15 protein-coding genes are annotated in these 16,801 nt (G+C 46.2%); all 15 read left to right on the top strand.

All coding sequences use genetic code 11. From position 1 onward, the window contains the following. Positions 1–6: 6 nt before the first annotated feature. The 15 genes from ACN083_RS05820 to ACN083_RS05750 all read left to right on the top strand — a co-directional run bounded on the left by ACN083_RS05820 (position 7) and on the right by ACN083_RS05750 (position 16,766). Positions 7–1,596: a UDP-N-acetylmuramoyl-tripeptide--D-alanyl-D-alanine ligase gene (locus ACN083_RS05820; protein WP_419101890.1), complete on the top strand. Its 1,590-nt coding sequence runs from the start codon at positions 7–9 to the stop codon at positions 1,594–1,596. Further along, a complete protein-coding gene (gene mraY, locus ACN083_RS05815; protein ID WP_419101889.1) occupies positions 1,593–2,711 on the top strand; it encodes a phospho-N-acetylmuramoyl-pentapeptide-transferase in 1,119 nt (372 codons plus the stop codon). The genes ACN083_RS05820 and mraY overlap by 4 nt, the downstream gene beginning before the upstream one ends. Before the next feature lie 3 nt (positions 2,712–2,714). Continuing rightward, a complete protein-coding gene (gene murD, locus ACN083_RS05810; RefSeq protein WP_419101888.1) occupies positions 2,715–4,256 on the top strand; it encodes a UDP-N-acetylmuramoyl-L-alanine--D-glutamate ligase in 1,542 nt (513 codons plus the stop codon). Positions 4,257–4,347: 91 nt separating this feature from the next. Then, entirely contained in the window at positions 4,348–6,159 is a 1,812-nt protein-coding gene (locus ACN083_RS05805; RefSeq protein WP_419101887.1) for an FtsW/RodA/SpoVE family cell cycle protein, read from the top strand. Positions 6,160–6,225: 66 nt separating this feature from the next. Next, on the top strand, positions 6,226–7,326 hold the full coding sequence (gene murG, locus ACN083_RS05800; RefSeq protein ID WP_419101886.1) for an undecaprenyldiphospho-muramoylpentapeptide beta-N-acetylglucosaminyltransferase: 1,101 nt from the start codon (positions 6,226–6,228) through the stop codon (positions 7,324–7,326). Continuing rightward, a complete protein-coding gene (murC, locus tag ACN083_RS05795; RefSeq protein WP_419101885.1) occupies positions 7,319–8,800 on the top strand; it encodes a UDP-N-acetylmuramate--L-alanine ligase in 1,482 nt (493 codons plus the stop codon). The genes murG and murC overlap by 8 nt, the downstream gene beginning before the upstream one ends. 2 nt (positions 8,801–8,802) lie before the next feature. Beyond that, positions 8,803–9,744: a cell division protein FtsQ/DivIB gene (locus ACN083_RS05790; RefSeq protein ID WP_419101884.1), complete on the top strand. Its 942-nt coding sequence runs from the start codon at positions 8,803–8,805 to the stop codon at positions 9,742–9,744. Between the two features lie 205 nt (positions 9,745–9,949). Next, positions 9,950–11,134: a cell division protein FtsZ gene (gene ftsZ / locus ACN083_RS05785; RefSeq protein WP_419101883.1), complete on the top strand. Its 1,185-nt coding sequence runs from the start codon at positions 9,950–9,952 to the stop codon at positions 11,132–11,134. A gap of 96 nt (positions 11,135–11,230) precedes the next feature. Next, a complete protein-coding gene (locus ACN083_RS05780) occupies positions 11,231–12,043 on the top strand; it encodes a polyphenol oxidase family protein (RefSeq protein WP_419101882.1) in 813 nt (270 codons plus the stop codon). After that, a complete protein-coding gene (locus ACN083_RS05775) occupies positions 12,043–12,807 on the top strand; it encodes a YggS family pyridoxal phosphate-dependent enzyme (RefSeq protein WP_419101881.1) in 765 nt (254 codons plus the stop codon). Before ACN083_RS05780 ends, ACN083_RS05775 begins: the two co-directional genes overlap by 1 nt. A 159-nt stretch (positions 12,808–12,966) precedes the next feature. Further along, positions 12,967–13,668 carry a cell division protein SepF gene (locus ACN083_RS05770; protein ID WP_419101880.1) on the top strand — a complete coding sequence of 234 codons (702 nt, stop codon included), beginning with the start codon at positions 12,967–12,969 and terminating at the stop codon, positions 13,666–13,668. Positions 13,669–13,673: 5 nt separating this feature from the next. After that, complete coding sequence (locus tag ACN083_RS05765; RefSeq protein ID WP_419101879.1) at positions 13,674–13,976, top strand: YggT family protein; 303 nt, start codon at positions 13,674–13,676, stop codon at positions 13,974–13,976. 350 nt (positions 13,977–14,326) lie between these two features. Then, positions 14,327–15,034, top strand: a complete 708-nt coding sequence (locus ACN083_RS05760) for a DivIVA domain-containing protein (protein WP_419101878.1) — start codon at positions 14,327–14,329, stop codon at positions 15,032–15,034. Between the two features lie 155 nt (positions 15,035–15,189). Beyond that, on the top strand, positions 15,190–15,819 hold the full coding sequence (lspA, locus tag ACN083_RS05755) for a signal peptidase II (protein WP_419101877.1): 630 nt from the start codon (positions 15,190–15,192) through the stop codon (positions 15,817–15,819). After that, positions 15,816–16,766, top strand: a complete 951-nt coding sequence (locus tag ACN083_RS05750; RefSeq protein WP_419101876.1) for an RluA family pseudouridine synthase — start codon at positions 15,816–15,818, stop codon at positions 16,764–16,766. Before lspA ends, ACN083_RS05750 begins: the two co-directional genes overlap by 4 nt. Positions 16,767–16,801 lie beyond the last annotated feature (35 nt).

The following is a 16,801-nucleotide window of genomic DNA, read 5'->3' as shown; positions in this document are numbered from 1 at the left end:
ACATATATGATTACGTTAACCGTGGCAGAGATTGCTCAGGCAACCGGCGGTTCCTTAGAAGGAATCTCTGCAGAAGCTGCTCATCAGATAACTTGTAATTTTGCAACAACTGATTCTCGTGAAGTACGCGAAGGTACGCTCTTTCTTGCTAAGCCTGGGGAAAAAACAGATGGACATCTTTTCGTTCCCTCAGCTTTTAGTGCTGGTGCGAGCTTAGCGCTAGTAGACCATCTCGTCTCGAAAGAAGATGGCAGCTATTACCCACAAGTTCGCGTGAACGATGTTGTGTTGGCAATGGGAAGCTTAGCTCAATTCTGCATCGAGAAAATGCGCAAAAATGCTGAGCTGACAGTTATTGGTATCACCGGATCTGCCGGTAAAACAACGACCAAAGACCTCCTCTCCAATATTTTTGCTACAGCAGGAGAAACTGTTGCTCCGATTGGCTCCTACAACGGAGAAGTCGGTGTCCCGCTGACCATTTTCCGAGCCGATGAGAATACCCGTTACTTAGTAATTGAGATGGGGGCTGATGGTCTTGGACATATTAGATACTTAGCGAATATCGTTCAACCTGACCACGGTGTCATACTCAAGGTCGGTACAGCTCATGCCGGAGAGTTCGGTGGCGTTGAAAACATCGAAAAAACTAAAGGTGAACTTGCCGAAGGCGTTAAACTGAGTCTTTGCCTCAATGATGATGACTACCGTGTTCGCCGTATGGTTTCACGTGCTATAACTCCAGTAACCTATTTTGGTATCGGTGCAAAGAACGAACAGGACGATCGACACTACGAACGTGTATATGCACAAGACGTCCGAACAAGTCATGACGGATGCCCAGAATTCACGATAGTCTTCCCTAATAATGCCTCCTACGAAGTGTGCTCACAACTTATCGGAGAGCACCACGTATATAACCTTCTCGCCGCCGCTAGCGTCGCATATCAGGCTGGAATCTCGACAGAGACTATTGCACAAGTACTTAACACTTCTAAAGCTATCTCACGTTGGCGTATGCAACGTACTGACCGTTCCGATGGAATTACCGTTATTAACGACGCCTATAACGCAAATCCTGAATCGATGGTGGCGGCTTTACGTGCTTTGGCTCAGCTAGGACGCACCCAACAACGACGCACATGGGCTATTCTTGGCCCCATGCTTGAACTTGGCGAGGTTTCTGTTGAAGAACACGATAAGCTCGGACGCTACGCGGTGCGTATGAACATTTCTAAGATTGTAGCCGTCGGCGATATCGCCCAACCTATTTATAACGCCGCGCACCTTGAAGGTTCGTGGGGGGAGGAAGCAACGTGGGTTGCTACTACAGACGAGGCATACCAGCTCATTAGCCAAGAAGCTAAGCCAGAAGATATTTTATTGTTCAAATCTTCTCATGCTGCTGGGCTCGGAAAACTTGGTGAGCGTGTAGCAACTGTTGAAAAGCTACTCAGTGAAGAACGTGACACGAACGCCACACAATGGTTGAGTGCCGGTGAGCCCTCACAACAGGTAAACTCAGATTTTGATATTCAGAACATTACCGAAAACACTTTTGTGCAGAACAAGCCGGAAGGCAACACCACAGCATGATTCCCATTCTTTTAGCTGCAACTTTTGGATTGACGATTTCAATTTTCGGCACTCCAATACTCATCAAATATTTAAGCCGTCATAGTTATGGCCAATTTATTCGGGAAGAAGGCCCCGCATCACATCAGAAGAAGCTGGGTACTCCCACAATGGGTGGACTGGTCATGATGTTAGCAACGGCTTTAGGATTCTTCCTTTCACTGTTTATTACAGCAGCATTTTTCAAAGCTTCTTGGATTCCTTCTGCCTCCGTACTTTTGGCTTTATTCTTGATGCTAGGAATGGCTGGAATCGGGCTGATTGACGATGCTCGAAAAATCTATAAGAAAGATTCTGAGGGTCTTAAACCTCGTGAGAAGTTTATTCTTCAGGGTCTAGTAGGAACAATTTTTACAGGTTTAGTTCTACTTTTCCCGAATGCTCAAGGGCGTACCCCTGCATCTAGTGCTATTTCTATTACAAGAGATACCGCTTTTGACTTTTTGACCTTTGGCCCAATAATTGGGATACTTCTTTTCCTGCTTTGGGGCAATCTGATTATTACCGGTACGAGTAACGCGGTGAACCTTACCGATGGTTTAGACGGTTTGGCGACAGGTGTTTCTATTCTGGTGTTTTCTGGATATTTAATGATTTCTCTATGGCAAACTCAGCACCTTTGCACTGGCGCTGCAGGAGAGTCTGTCTGCTATGAAGTCCGTGACCCTCAGCAGCTGGCGATGCTTGCTGCTGCACTGATTGGTTCACTAGTTGGGTTCTTATGGTGGAATACTTCTCCCGCCTCAATCTTTATGGGAGATACTGGCGCTCTAGGCCTTGGCGGGGCGTTAGCAGCTTTTGCCATTTTGACAAGAACCGAATTGCTCCTTGTACTCTTAGCAGGGCTATTCGTCACTATTACCGTGACCGTCATGATGCAGCTGACCTACTTTAAACTGACAAATGGGAAACGTATTTTCCGTATGACTCCCTTACAACACCATTTTGAGCTGGGGGGTTGGCCTGAAATTCAGGTTGTTATTCGTTTTTGGATTGTAGCTGGAATTTTCGTGATGCTTGGTCTTGGTGTCTTTTATGGTGACTGGCTCATGGGCCATGGGGGGATTGTAAACTAAGTTATGCGTGCAACGAACGAGAATCCTATTTATTCATCCTCACGTCTTGAAAGCCTCACCAGCTGGGATGCCTCGTGGGAGGGGCTACGTGTTGTTGTTGCGGGACTTGGTGTTTCAGGTTTTTCTGCTGCTGACACTCTGATTGAGCTTGGTGCAGAAGTATTAGTGATTGATAATGCTGATACTGAAGAAAATCGTTCAAAAGTCCAGACTCTTAAAATTGTTGGTCTATCTGATGCCCTTTTGTCCGATGACGCAATGGATCATTTACCTCTCGTTAACGGGCAACTTCCTGAACTTATTGTGACAAGCCCAGGGTTGCGTCCTCAGCTTGGCTTATTCGTAGAAGCTCAAGAACATGGTGTGCAGGTATGGGGCGATGTTGAACTTGCTTGGCGTTTGAACACTCGTCGAGGAAGAAAAACCCCGCAATGGTTATGTATTACCGGCACTAACGGTAAGACAACTACGGTAGGAATGACCGAATCTATTCTTCAGCAGGCAGGGTATCGTGCGGTTGCTGTTGGCAACGTTGGCATACCGATTCTCGATGCTTTGAGAGATCCCGTAGAATACGATTATTTTGCGGTAGAGCTATCTAGTTTCCAGCTGCATTGGTCGTACTCGATGTCTCCTCTTGCTTCTGTTGTGCTCAACGTTGCTGAGGACCATGTTGACTGGCATGAAGGATACGAAAATTATCTTGCTGATAAAGCACGTATCTATGAAAATACGCAGGTAGCGTGTATTTTCCATGCCGAGCATCAGAATATTATTCGTATGGTTGAAGAAGCTGACGTTCGTGAGGGTTGCCGTGCTATTGGCTTCCACGCAAATTCTCCGGCACTTTCTATGTTAGGTGTTGTTGAAGGATTACTCGTCGACCGTGCTTTTACTGAAAATCGTCAGCATGAGGCATTAGAACTTGCTGAGGTTGCTGATACGGGTGCGCTTCCGACAAAGCACACTGTCGAAAATGCTTTAGCTGCTGCCGCGTTATGTCGTGCTGCTGGTGTGCCCCCTGAAGCCGTAAAACGTGGTTTGAAAAGTTTCGAACCAGGCGCTCACCGTATTCAACCTGTTGCTCACACACACTCAGTGTTGTGGGTTAATGATTCAAAAGCCACAAACCCTCATGCGGCCCATGCCTCTCTTAGCTCCTTCGACTCGGTCGTGTGGATTGCTGGGGGACTCTCAAAGGGCGTCGATTATGAAGAATTAGTACGTTCCCATGTACACCGACTTAAAGCTGTTATCATCATTGGCACGGATACGCTTTCTTTACGTGATGCATTGTCCAAGCATGCTCCCAGCGTTCCACTCTATAATGTCACTGATGAGTTGGAAGAATCTGCTAGTGGTGCTCACATCATGTCTTGTGCCGTTGCTAAAGCCTATGAAATAGCATCAGAAAAAGACACCGTACTTATGGCTCCTGCAGCTGCTTCGATGGATCAATTTAAATCCTATGCAGATCGTGGTGACTGTTTCATTGAGGCAGTTACACAACTGGTAGAAAAACTTAGCTCAACAGAGAACGAATAAATCTGATAGATGTAAGATGACTTTCTTGCCGAATTGGATGTGAAGACACGAACCCTAGCGATGATTGGTTGCTAGGTGAAGGGACAATAGTTTGAGCACGACAACTCCAGAACATTCTTCTGGTGCTTCAGAACCTTTATCAGAGCAGACGCGTAGAAGCTTTCGTAAACGTTTAGCCGCCTGGTATGTGGGTGTTCGTGGACGGGCTGAGAACTCTTCGATTAGTGATGTAGCCTTATTACTTTTTTTGATTGCCGTGGGGCTGACTCTCTTTGGCATCATGATGGTTCTCTCTGCTTCTAGCGTTGAAGCAATTGCTGCTCAGCTGTCACCTTTTAGCCAAGCAGTACGCCAAGCATTCTTTGGTGCTATTGGTTTTATTGCCCTGGGTATTTTTTCTTATCTTCCGGTGACGCTCTATCGTCGTGGCTGGATACTTCATGCCTTACTGGCCGTTATGACCGTTGTCCAGCTTTTTACTTCTCAATTTGGTAAGGAAATTGGTGGTAACCGTAACTGGCTAAATATTGGTTTCATCCAAATTCAGCCTTCTGAGCTAGCAAAGATCGTCTTCGTGATATGGATGGCGTGGGTTCTATCCCAACGTAGACTTTCTGCGGAAGATTCTAAATCACCTTTTCCGATGAAAGTCCTTTGGGGGCTTCCACTTATCGGTGCGATTACTTTAGGTAAAGATATCGGTACCGTTATCGTGTATGCCATTATTTTCTTAGGTATGCTGTGGTTCTCCGGAATTACATCCAAATCTTTTGCAACCCTCTTAGGTATTTTTGCCGTCGCTGGGGTTGCCTCAGTATTGGTCAGCTCAAATCGTTTGCAACGTATTTTGGGTCTTTTTGGAAAATGCCAGGGGTCGATTTGTGATCAGTCTGATGCTGGTTTAGCAGCTTTGACAACTGGTGGTTTTTGGGGTGTCGGTTTGGGCCGTTCACGTCAAAAATATAATTATCTTCCCGAAGCTCATAACGACTATATTTTTGCTGTTATCGGTGAAGAACTAGGATTAGTTGGTACATTACTCATTATTGTTTTGTACCTCGGGCTGATTTATTGTTGCGTACGTATTATGCTCCGCAGCGCTGATCGCTTTGTCATCCTTGCTACGGGTGGAATTATGTTGTGGCTGGTTAGCCAGGCAACAATTAATATTGCTATGGTAACGGGAATTCTTCCAGTGATTGGTATTCCTTTACCTTTTATTTCCTACGGTGGATCATCTTTAGTGACTTCACTGTTAGCAGTAGGCATCTTGATTGCTTTTGCACGGCAGAGTCCGTTGCTTTCGATTACTGCTGGTCATGAGCAACTCTTTTCTACTAAATCTCATGAAAAGGATGCTCGACGTCGTGCACGTTTGGGAAGAATTGTTCGTGAAGAGGAACGTCAGCTTCGCCAGCCATTGGCTCCAATATCAGAACGGTATGAGAAATTTTTACCGGTATTAGGTTTCTTTGGTCTAGGACCCGCCGTGGCACCAGCAACTTCACCTCGTCGAGGTTCAGGAAGTTCTTCGCGTCCATCACCACAACGGACTCAACGGCGTCGCCCTCACAATGCGTCTACTCCTCAGCGTAGAAGAGGTCCCCAGAATGAGTCATCTCCTCGGAATGAACGTCCTCCTACCTCTCGGAATAAGAGAGATAGACCTCTAAGACAAGGTGTTCCTGACGGTAACGGTAGGGGAGAAAGACCTCCTCATCGAAGAGAATCGGCTGAACAATTGCGTCGTAGAGAACAACGGCATAGTACTCGGGCCGTTTCTCGAGGTAAGGGCCGGTATGAGTCTCCAGAAAACTTACGACGTACCGCTTCACGTATGGGCGGGAAGCGTGAAGCTTTGAGACCAGAACAGCGTCGTAGAAGAACACCTCGAGAAGAATAATCTTTGGGTTGTGAACGGATCCGGCGTAGAATTGAAGTTCACATAAATTGAACGGAGACTTAACTCATGACGATAAGCCCCTCCATCGTGTTGGCAGGTGGTGGAACTGCCGGGCATATTAACCCTATGTTGGCTATTGCTCGGGAAGTTACTCGACAAGCACCTGACGCAAAAATTCTTATGGTAGGCACCGAGGACGGTCTGGAAGCAGATATTGTTCCTAAAGCTGGATATAAGATAGATTTCATTTCTCGAGCTCCTTTTCCTCGTCGGCCTAATATTGCGGCAGTGAAGTTTCCTTGGAAATTTATGCAGGGGATTCAAAAAGCTCGTCAGATTCTAGTTTCTTCGGAAGCTGATGTCGTCGTTGGTGTTGGCGGGTATGTTTGCCCTCCCATGTATATTGCTGCGCGCTTGTTGTCTATACCTGTTGTGATTCATGAGGCTAACGCAAAACCAGGGATGGCAAACGTTTTTGGTGCGAAGCGAGCTGCTTTTGTCGGAACAGCTTTTGCTGATACTCAGATTGCGCAGGGGCAACATGTTGGTATGCCGATGCGTGAGAATATTGAGTCTCTTGATCGTGAGTCTTTACGAGAAAAAGCTCGAAAGCGTTTAGGACTTGACCCATCCTTGCCGACTTTAGTTGTAACGGGTGGTTCGTTGGGTGCTAAGAGTCTTAACAATACTATTGAGCAGATTCTTCCTAAGTTACCTCAGTGGAATTTTCAGATTTTGCATATTACGGGGCGTGAGAAGTCACTAAAAACTCCTGAGGGTATGCTCAGACAAACACCACATTATGTGCAACGAGAGTTTATTACCAGCATGGAAGATGTGTATGCTGCTGCTGATCTTTTAGTTGTTCGTTCAGGAGCAGCTACAGTCAGTGAGGTCGCTGCTGTTGGGCTTCCTGCAATTTTTGTTCCATTGCCTATCGGTAATGGGGAACAAGAGATTAATGCTCGGTCTTTGACTCAAGCAGATGCCGGTATTCTTGTTCACGATGCAGATTTTACTGCTTCGTGGTTTGTAGATCATGTTCCTGCATTATTGGCAGATACGAATAGACTCCGTGAAATGTCAGAAAAATCCTATGCTCAAGGAATCCGTAATGCGGCTTCTACCATGGCAACTGAAGTACTAAAGGCGGCACAGCATGACTAATAATTTGATGAATCTTCAGCTAGAACTCCCTCATCCGTTAACTCCTCCTTTCCCAGAGCGTTTATCTTTGGGCTCTTTGGGTAAAGTTCATTTTGTCGGTATCGGCGGAGCTGGTATGTCTGCCATTGCTCGTCTTATGGTTCAGGCTGGCGTGAATGTTTCTGGTTCTGACCGCGCTGAATCATCGGCTACGGATAGTTTGAGAGAACTAGGTATTGAGATTTCTACTCCACAATCAGCTGAAAATATTGTGGGCGTAGATACTGTTGTGGTTTCTACCGCGATTACGGCTGATAATCCAGAACTTGTGAAAGCTCGAGAACTAGGGCTTCGCGTACTTCATCGTTCTGAAGCATTAGCTGCCACGATGGACACTTCTCGTGTTATTGCGGTGGCTGGAACCCATGGGAAAACAACCACAAGTTCGATGATTTCTGTGACGTTGGGTGCTTTAGGTGCTGATCCTTCTTTTGCGGTTGGTTCTACAATTGCTGGATATGATACGAATGCTCGTTTGAGTTCTTGCCAACAGGGTTCGTGGTTTGTTGCTGAAGCTGATGAATCGGACGGCTCTTTTGTTCGTTACCGTCCTGAGATTGCTGTAGTTACTAACGTCGAACCTGACCATATCGATTTTTATGGAACGGCGGATAAGGTGCATGAGGCTTTTGCCCGGTTCGTTGGTTCTATGCCTGATGATGGTGTTCTTATCGCCTGTATTGATGATGCAGGAGCTAGAGATTTAGCGTCGCGTACAAGTGACGCTGGTTATTCTGTGATTACTTATGGTGAGTCTGAGGAGGCTCATGTCCGTCTTTCTGAAACTACCAGTGACGGTGTCGTTTGTTCTTCTCAGGTGACATGGGATTTTACGGTCGGAGAGCAGGAGTACCAAGGCACTGGACAGCTCGTATTGAATGTGCCGGGTAAACACAACCAGCTTAATGCTTTAGCTGCTTTTACGTGTGGTGTTTTGGCTGGTTATGATGCTGATTCCAGTCTTAAATCGGTTGCTCAATTTCAGGGTACTGACCGTCGTTTTACTCTGCGTGGAGTGGTTAACGATATTAGAGTTTTTGATGATTATGCGCATCATCCTACGGAAGTTTTGCGTGCGTTAGAGGCCGGACGAACAGTTGCTGCTGGACATAGTCTTTACGTGCTTTTTCAGCCTCATCTGTTTTCTCGTACTCAAGAGTTTGCTAAAGAATTTGCGCAGGCATTATCAACTGCTGACCGCTCATATGTTTTAGATATTTATCCGGCTCGGGAACTTCCGATTGAGGGAGTTACTAGTGAACTGATTACTGAGGCTGGTTTCTCTGAGGTTCATTATGCTCAGCCTGAAGAGGCTTTGGAGCAGATTCTTTCTCAAGCTCGCCCTGGAGACGTTATTATGACGGTAGGTGCTGGTGATGTGACTTCTTATGGGCCAGATCTTGTTGAGCGTCTTTTAAAGCGTGCGAAAGTATAGGTATGTCAGACGATCGTACGCAGTTTTCTGCTTTGAAAGATGGAGAGTCTTCGAATGAGGCTCCTGTCGTTCGTATTAATTCTTCTAAGGTCAAGCCTATAGAGGAAGATTCTTTGGTGAGTGCGCGTTCTCGTCGTTTTGCTCAGTGGCGTTCTGCTCGTTCTGCTGCGAAAGAGTCTTCTTCTGTGGGGCAACAGAATAGTTCTGATGCTATTTCTGTATCGTCTCAGTCTTCTTCTGGCATGTTGTCGTTTTCTCGTGAGTCAGTTAAACGTTGGATTTATACGTTGCTGGGTCTTTTGGTGATTGCGGCGATTTTTGTGGGAATAGTTTTTTATTCTCCGCTTTTGGCTATTAAAACGATTACGGTGCAGGGGGCTTCTTTACTGTCGACTGCTTCGGTGGAGGAGAAGTTACGTGGTTTAGAGGGTGTTCCTTTGACTCGTGTGAGTGATCAGGAAGTTGCTGATTTGATTGGTCATCAGCAGGTTCTTCGAGGTGTTTCTATTTCTGCTCGGGCTCCTCACGAATTGATTGTTACTTTGCATGAACGTATTCCGGTGGCTGCGGTGCGGGAAGGTTCAGAGTATGTCTTAGTTGATAGTGAAGGTGTGATGCTGTCTCGGGTGGATTCTTTGGAAGCTAGTGGTGTTCCTTTGATTGCTGGGGGTAGTGCTATTGTGAACACTCCGCAGTTTAAGACGGTGACTCGGGTTCTTGAATCTTTGCCTCGTGATTTGTTATCGATGGTAACTGAGGCGAAAGCTGATTCTACTTCGACGATTACTTTGATGATGGGGGACGATCGTCAAGTTTTGTGGGGTACGACTGCTGATAGCGACCTTAAAGCTAAAGTTCTTATTGAACTTATGAAGGCATTGGGCGAGGACTCTCAAATTAAGGTTTTTGATGTCTCAAGTCCCTTGGTTCCTACGACTCGATAGCTCAACTTAAACTTGAACTTTGGGTGTAATTCTTATTTTTTCGAGAAAATATCCTGTTTTTTTGACATGTAGAGCGACAGAACCTCTGTAGTGTTGGTACGCTTCTAGTTGAAATACACGTAAGTCGAATAAATATCATTCAACATAAAGTTGAAGGTTTGGTGTTTATTCATCAATAATTCCTAAAAATCGTTAGAGGGACTTCATGGACGCAAATACCCCCCAGAACTACCTAGCAGTCATTAAAGTCGTCGGTATCGGCGGCGGCGGTGTCAACGCTGTCAACCGCATGATTGAGGTTGGTCTTCGCGGTGTCGAGTTCATCGCAATTAACACTGACGCGCAAGCGCTCTTGATGTCAGATGCAGATGTTAAGCTCGACGTTGGACGTGAACTAACCCGTGGTCTTGGTGCAGGCGCAAACCCTGAGGTTGGACGTCAAGCTGCAGAAGATCACGAACAAGAAATTGAAGAAGTTCTTAAAGGCGCAGACATGGTGTTCGTGACTGCTGGCGAAGGTGGCGGTACTGGTACCGGTGGCGCTCCCGTTGTTGCTCGCATTGCTCGCTCTTTGGGTGCTTTGACGATTGGTGTTGTTACCCGTCCCTTTACCTTCGAAGGACGCCGCCGTTCTAACCAAGCAGAGACCGGCATCGCAGCTTTGCGTGACGAAGTTGACACCTTGATTGTTATTCCTAACGATCGTTTGCTCTCTATTTCAGATCGTAACGTCTCCATGTTGGACGCTTTCAAATCTGCAGATCAGGTACTGCTCTCTGGTGTCCAAGGAATCACTGACCTCATCACCACCCCCGGTTTGATTAACCTTGACTTCGCAGACGTTAAGTCTGTGATGCAAGGGGCTGGTTCTGCGCTGATGGGTATCGGCTCAGCTTCTGGTGAAGACCGTGCCGTAAAAGCAGCAGAGCTTGCTATTGCTTCACCTCTTCTTGAAGCATCCATCGACGGCGCACACGGCGTGCTCCTATCGATTCAGGGTGGTTCAGATTTGGGACTATTCGAAATCAACGAAGCTGCTCGTTTGGTTCAGGAAGTTGCACACCCCGACGCAAACATTATTTTCGGTGCTGTTATTGATGACGCGCTCGGCGATGAAGCTCGTGTGACCGTTATTGCTGCTGGTTTTGATTCTGTCAATCCTGAAACGAACGCTAACGGAAATAGCTCATCTGCCCAGCAATCTGCACAGCAGAACTCACCATTCGGTGCGTCTGCAAAGACTCAGACCTCTCAGGCTCCTGCAGTAAACTCTTGGCAGTCTCAGGGCAACGACGTACCTAACAACGCTGGTTTTGATGTAGATCTTCCACCGGTCGTTGAAGAAGCTCCTCGTAAAGATTCTTTGGACGTTCCTGACTTCCTCAAGTAATCCTGTAAAAGGCAAAGCTCTTGGCATAGACATTTCATCGTATCTATCGCCGGGAGCTTTGCCTTTTTCGTATCCATTTTTCTTCTTAAGGACATCATGAGTTCACCGCTGATTGCACATACGATTGAAACTTTGCACGAACGTTCTATACATATTGCTTTTAGCTCTATATCAGCAGGAAACTTAGGATTACATGTAGGACAGAATTTCTTAGACGTTCTTAAAAACCGTGAACGTCTTGAACAGTATTTAGGTTTGGGTTCAGAACATTTCACGTATGTGAATCAGGTGCACGGTGTTGAGGTTATCGATGTCGATACACAGTACCTTCAGCCAATCATGCCTGATGCTTTTCAAGAACGAGAACGTGTGGCATATGCACAGTCTTTGTTGGCGGACGCGCCTCAAGCCGATGCCATGTTTTCTGTTCAGGGAAAACCTCTCGCTATTATGGTGGCCGATTGTATTCCTGTGATTTTTACTGCTGAATGTTCTGCTACAAATTTTCCGTTGATTGCAGTTGCTCATGCGGGTCGACGAGGGCTACTCGATGGTGTCTTACAACAGACCGTAGAATCATTAGTGGGCCAAGGAGCAGAAAAACTGACCGCTTGGATAGGTCCTTCTATTTGCGGCCAATGCTATGAAGTTCCCCCAGCAATGCAGGAGGATTCTGCTCAGATTCTTCCTGATCTTCGATGTGAGAGTCGCTGGGGCACGAGTGCTTTAGATTTGCCGGCCGGAGCTGAACAAGCTCTACGCCAGATGCCCTATGAGATAAGAATTGACAGTTCGTTAGCCTGCTGTACTTTTGAAAACCAGAACTTATTTTCTCATCGTAGAGGGGACCCTCACGGTCGTTTTGCGGGTCTTGTGTGGGTTGAGAATCTTATGAAAAGGGGACTCTAATGTTAACGTATACTGCTGAACGCGCAGAAGAGCTAAAACACAATCTTATACGTGTACAAGAACGTATTAGCCGTGCTGAACAGGACTATTCAGGTTCTCGTAATGCCCAAAGCCATAAAGTTGAGCTCACTGTCGTAACGAAGTTTTTTCCTGTAACAGACGTTTTAGCTCTTTATCATGCGGGGGTTCGTTCTGTGGGCGAGAATCGCGACCAAGAAGCTCATGAGAAGGCGTATGCTATTGAACCGATGAATGATCCTCAGGATTCTTTGCGATGGTCTTTTATCGGGCAGTTGCAACGGAATAAAGCAAAGTCTGTTGTGCGTTATGCGCACGAGGTGCATTCTGTTGACAGACTTTCTTTAGTGGATGCTCTGGCTAAAGCTAAAGCTCAATGTGCTCAGGATAGAGCAGAATCACGAGTTGCTGGGTCGCTATCTTGTTTTGTGCAAGTTAATTTATCTGCTGATTCTGGTGATAATTCTTCACGTGGTGGCGCTGTCGGAGATGATGTCTTTCGTATTGCTGAGCGTCTTGAACAGTGTGAGGGTTTATCCTGTGCCGGAGTGATGGCTGTTGCGCCTTTGGGGGGTGACGCCGAGAGAAGTTTTGAAACGCTCTACGGTATTTCTCAGGAGTTACAAGAGCACTTTCCTCAAGCATGGGAGATTTCTGCTGGTATGAGCGGAGATTTAGAAGAAGCTATTCGCTGGGGTTCAACCAGGGTTCGTATTGGTTCGGAAATTATGGGTTCACGTTGTTAAGTGGTGGGAGAATACGCTAGTTTATTGTTCTATTTTTTCTTTATTAGGCGCGTTTTCCTATCCTAAAGAACCCTAGAATTGATACTGTGAAACATTGAAGAAGCAACTACACCGGATATTGAGTTTTTGTAGCCGGTTACGTTATAGATGGAGTGAAAAATGGCAGGGCGTACATTTCATCAGGCGATGTCATTCCTTGGTTTAGGGGAACAGGCAGAACCTGCGCGAAATCGTGTACATGAGCGTTACGATGATTTCGATGATTATGCGGAAGAATATGACGATGACTACGGTCAGAATCGTGATGTTCTTTATAATTTCCCTGATGACGAGTACGACCAGTATCCTGTAGAAGAGGATACTTCTCGAGTTATGTCTCATGATTCAGTATCTGACCAGCGAGAAGATTTGTATCTTGCTGGTGAGGAGAAGGACGAGCAGAAGTACGAACCAACGTACGATATGTCGCCTTCAGAGCATCAAACTGAAAAACCTTTGGTATCCTCAAACGCTGTGGAGCGCACTCCTCAGCGTATTCAACCTCATGACGAAAGCGAAGAAGAATTGCGCCTCATCACTACTGTTCACCCACGCTCCTATAACGACGCTAAGACCATCGGCGAAACTTATCGTAGTAATATCCCCGTTATCATGAATGTCACTGAGATGACAGAATCTGATGCGAAACGCCTTATCGATTTTTGTGCCGGTTTAACTTTCGCTCTGCAAGGTAATTTAGAGCGGGTTACTGAAAAAGTATTTCTTCTGACTCCATCGAATGTTGAGGTTTCCGGTTCAAAGGGTACGGAAGTTCCTGTAGCGCTTGACAGTGAGTCTCTCGACTTCTTTAACCAAGGCTAAAACACATGGTTGGTTACCTCTTAGCTTTACTGAATATCCTTGTCTTTACCCTGTATTTTGCGTTGCTTTTACGGCTGGTATTTGACTGGGTACAAATGTTTTCACGTTTTTGGAGGCCTCAAGGTGTGTTCTTGGTGGTGGCCTCTGCGGTATATGCAATAACTGATCCTCCTTTAAATGCTTTGCGGCGTCTTGTTCCGCCGTTGCGAGTGGGAGGCATGTCGTTAGATTTAGGGTTTTTGATTCTTATCTTCGCGATTATGATTATCAATAACTTCCTTTTCCGATTAATCTTTATGTTTTCTTAAAGCAAACTCTCCTTAGATGAACTGGAGGATGCATAAGAGTAGTAGTCTGGTATAAAGAATGTTTTATGGTGGGCGGTTATAAGCTCGAGATTCTTATCCGCTAATATCGGCGACTAACGACGGTGCAACGCAGATGAAGATCTCGTGTTCAAAACAATGGTTCTCATATTTTTTGGGATAATTGAAGAATTTTCCACGATAAAACGGCAATTCTACGTGAACTCACGTGTATCCTAGTTGCTGAGTTTAAAAAACTAGGAAGAATTTTCAGAGAGTAGCGGTGTTTTAGGGATGATGCATCGCTACGTCGGGGAGTCCAGCAAAAGCTTGAATTTAGAGGTGAATATTTAGTGGCACTTACACCAGAAGCCGTCATCAACAAACGGTTCCAGGCAACCAAATTTAAAGAGGGGTACAACCCTGAGGAAGTTGACGACTTCCTCGACGAAATTGTTGTTGAGTTGCGTCGTCTTAACAGCGAAAATGCAACACTCAAACGAAACCTTGAAGAAGCCGAAAGTCGTTTGTCTCAGGCTCAAGAACAGCTAGAGCAGGCAGAAGCCCAAGGCAGCTCCGTTGTTGCTTCTACCGTTGAAGAGCAGACTGTCCCTGTTGCTGCCGCCGCCGCAGTTGCAGAACCTCAGGCTGCTACAAGCACAGACCCCGAAGCTACCGACGCAGCAGAAGCTGCTACTGGTGGTCTCGGTATGGGCACGAATAGTGCGGCTGGATTGCTTGCTATGGCTCAGAAAGTCCACGATGATTACATCTTCCAAGGCGAGACAGAGCGTGAGCGTCTCATTAGCGAAGCACGTGAGGAGTCTGCGCGACTACTGACCTCCGCCCAAGAAGAGCGTTCCAAAGTTCTGGGCGACCTTGAACAGAACAAAGTTAACCTTGAAGCTACTGTCGAGAAACTGCGCGGATTCGAGAAGAAATACCGTGAAGGTATGCGAAAGTACATCGAAGAGCAACTTCAAGATTTGGAGAGTGCTCCTTCTGTTGAGAGTAAACTTGACTCAACAGCTACTCCTACCGGTAGCTCCTTCATGCGCTAAAATCTTAGATTAGAGCTTTTGACGGGATAGTGGGAAGCATCATTATGATGCCTCACTATCCCGTCAGTTTATATAAAATAGTGATTCAGAGCTGATACTGAATCGGTAACAATCGATTACGTCAACTCGATATGCCGCTTGAGGACTTGTCACAGATGGGAAAAGAACACCGGATGTCCAAAGAACAGAATCATCGTGCCCATAGCTCAGGTCCGTCTGAACCCCGCCCATGTGTGCGTACCTTATCTGCCTTCCCTAAACTAATCGTGGTATTGATGACGGTGCTGATTGCCTATGGGGCAGATCAAGGTACCAAGTACCTTGTCGAAACGACGATGACTTTAGGGGAAAAGATTCCTGTCGTTCCAGGGGCTATTCGTTGGTATTACATTCTCAACTCTGGTGCAGCCTTCTCTCTTGGCACTGGCTATACCATGGTATTTACCTTGATGATGGTGGTTGCCGTGCTGGTATGCTTATGGTGTCTTGTCAGAGCACAATCAACAGTATGGGTTTTTTCCTTAGCGTTATTGTTAGGTGGCGTATTGGGGAACTTGACCGATAGACTTTTGCGCCCGCCAGGATTTGGTGTTGGGCATGTTGTAGATTTTATTTCTATCGGAAACTTCGCCATTTTTAACATTGCTGACTCATGTATTTGTATCGCAATGGCACTTATCGTCTTGCAGAATTTTCGTTCTATTCGTCTTGACGGAACGTACGATTATTCTCAGAAGAAGAATTCTCATACCATCGAGCAGGAAAGTCACGAAAGCAACGCATGAGCCAAAGAATTACGTACCAGAGTGTTGTTGAAGAGTTTGCCGGTTTACGTCTTGACGCCGCTCTGTCTGAAAGCCTTAACATCGCAAGGACCTTGGCTGCAAGCTGGATTAAAAATGGCGATGTTCAAGTGACTGATGCCTCCGGGCGTAGAGTTAAGGTCGCTAAAAGTTACAAACTTTCACGTGGTGACCATATACAGGTTGACGCGCCAGCACCTCGAGATTTAAGCGATATTACCCCTCAGCTGGTTGATGGGTTTTCCATTATCTATGAGGACGAAGATATTGTTGTCGTTGATAAACCGGCTGGGGTAGCGGCTCATCCGTCTCCGGGGTGGCATGGGCCTACAGTGCTAAGCGCTTTAATGGGCTTAGGAGTGAGTATCTCTACCTCTGGAGCTGCTGAACGCCGAGGCATCGTCCATCGTTTAGATGTTGGAACATCTGGTGTTATGGTGGTAGCAAAGAATGAGCATTCATATAGTTTTCTTAAACGTGCCTTCAAAGAACGTACGGTTAAAAAGCTTTACCACACCTTAGTTCAAGGCATACCAGACCCTTTAGAAGGTACTATCAACGCTCCTATCGGGAGACACCCCGGACACGAATGGCGTTTTGCTGTCGTTGAGGGCGGCCGTGACTCTATCACTCACTATCAGGTGGTAGAGGCTTTTGGTCGAGCCAGCTTGGTGAACGTACACTTAGAAACAGGTCGTACCCACCAGATTCGTGTCCACTTTTCAGCGTTGAACCATCCTTGTTGTGGAGACCTTACCTATGGCGCAGATCCCTCGTTGAGCGCACATCTAGGGCTTACCCGTCAATGGTTACATGCTCATATTCTTGAATTTGAGCATCCTGTCAGCGGGAAGAACATGACATTCACCAGTGAATACCCTCAAGACCTTGAGTATGCTTTAGAGTCGTTAAGAGAAGGAACATTCTAGGATTATCCGTAGAAGAAGAAACCATCGAAGCTAGA

Origin of the sequence: Rothia sp. CCM 9418 (genome assembly GCF_048512825.1) — a bacterium.
GTDB lineage: Bacteria > Actinomycetota > Actinomycetes > Actinomycetales > Micrococcaceae > Rothia.
The sequence above is the reverse complement of the archived record's forward strand: the minus strand, read 5'-3'. Positions and strand labels throughout refer to the sequence as shown.

Bases quoted from the DNA above. Each gene is read 5' to 3' on its own strand.
- ACN083_RS05820 (WP_419101890.1), top strand. From the start codon at position 7: ATGATTACGTTAACCGTGGCAGAGATTGCTCAGGCAACCGGCGGTTCC.
- mraY (WP_419101889.1), top strand. From the start codon at position 1,593: ATGATTCCCATTCTTTTAGCTGCAACTTTTGGATTGACGATTTCAATT.
- murD (WP_419101888.1), top strand. From the start codon at position 2,715: ATGCGTGCAACGAACGAGAATCCTATTTATTCATCCTCACGTCTTGAA.
- murG (WP_419101886.1), top strand. From the start codon at position 6,226: ATGACGATAAGCCCCTCCATCGTGTTGGCAGGTGGTGGAACTGCCGGG.
- murC (WP_419101885.1), top strand. From the start codon at position 7,319: ATGACTAATAATTTGATGAATCTTCAGCTAGAACTCCCTCATCCGTTA.
- ACN083_RS05790 (WP_419101884.1), top strand. From the start codon at position 8,803: ATGTCAGACGATCGTACGCAGTTTTCTGCTTTGAAAGATGGAGAGTCT.
- ftsZ (WP_419101883.1), top strand. From the start codon at position 9,950: ATGGACGCAAATACCCCCCAGAACTACCTAGCAGTCATTAAAGTCGTC.
- ACN083_RS05780 (WP_419101882.1), top strand. From the start codon at position 11,231: ATGAGTTCACCGCTGATTGCACATACGATTGAAACTTTGCACGAACGT.
- ACN083_RS05775 (WP_419101881.1), top strand. From the start codon at position 12,043: ATGTTAACGTATACTGCTGAACGCGCAGAAGAGCTAAAACACAATCTT.
- ACN083_RS05770 (WP_419101880.1), top strand. From the start codon at position 12,967: ATGGCAGGGCGTACATTTCATCAGGCGATGTCATTCCTTGGTTTAGGG.
- ACN083_RS05765 (WP_419101879.1), top strand. From the start codon at position 13,674: ATGGTTGGTTACCTCTTAGCTTTACTGAATATCCTTGTCTTTACCCTG.
- lspA (WP_419101877.1), top strand. From the start codon at position 15,190: ATGGGAAAAGAACACCGGATGTCCAAAGAACAGAATCATCGTGCCCAT.
- ACN083_RS05750 (WP_419101876.1), top strand. From the start codon at position 15,816: ATGAGCCAAAGAATTACGTACCAGAGTGTTGTTGAAGAGTTTGCCGGT.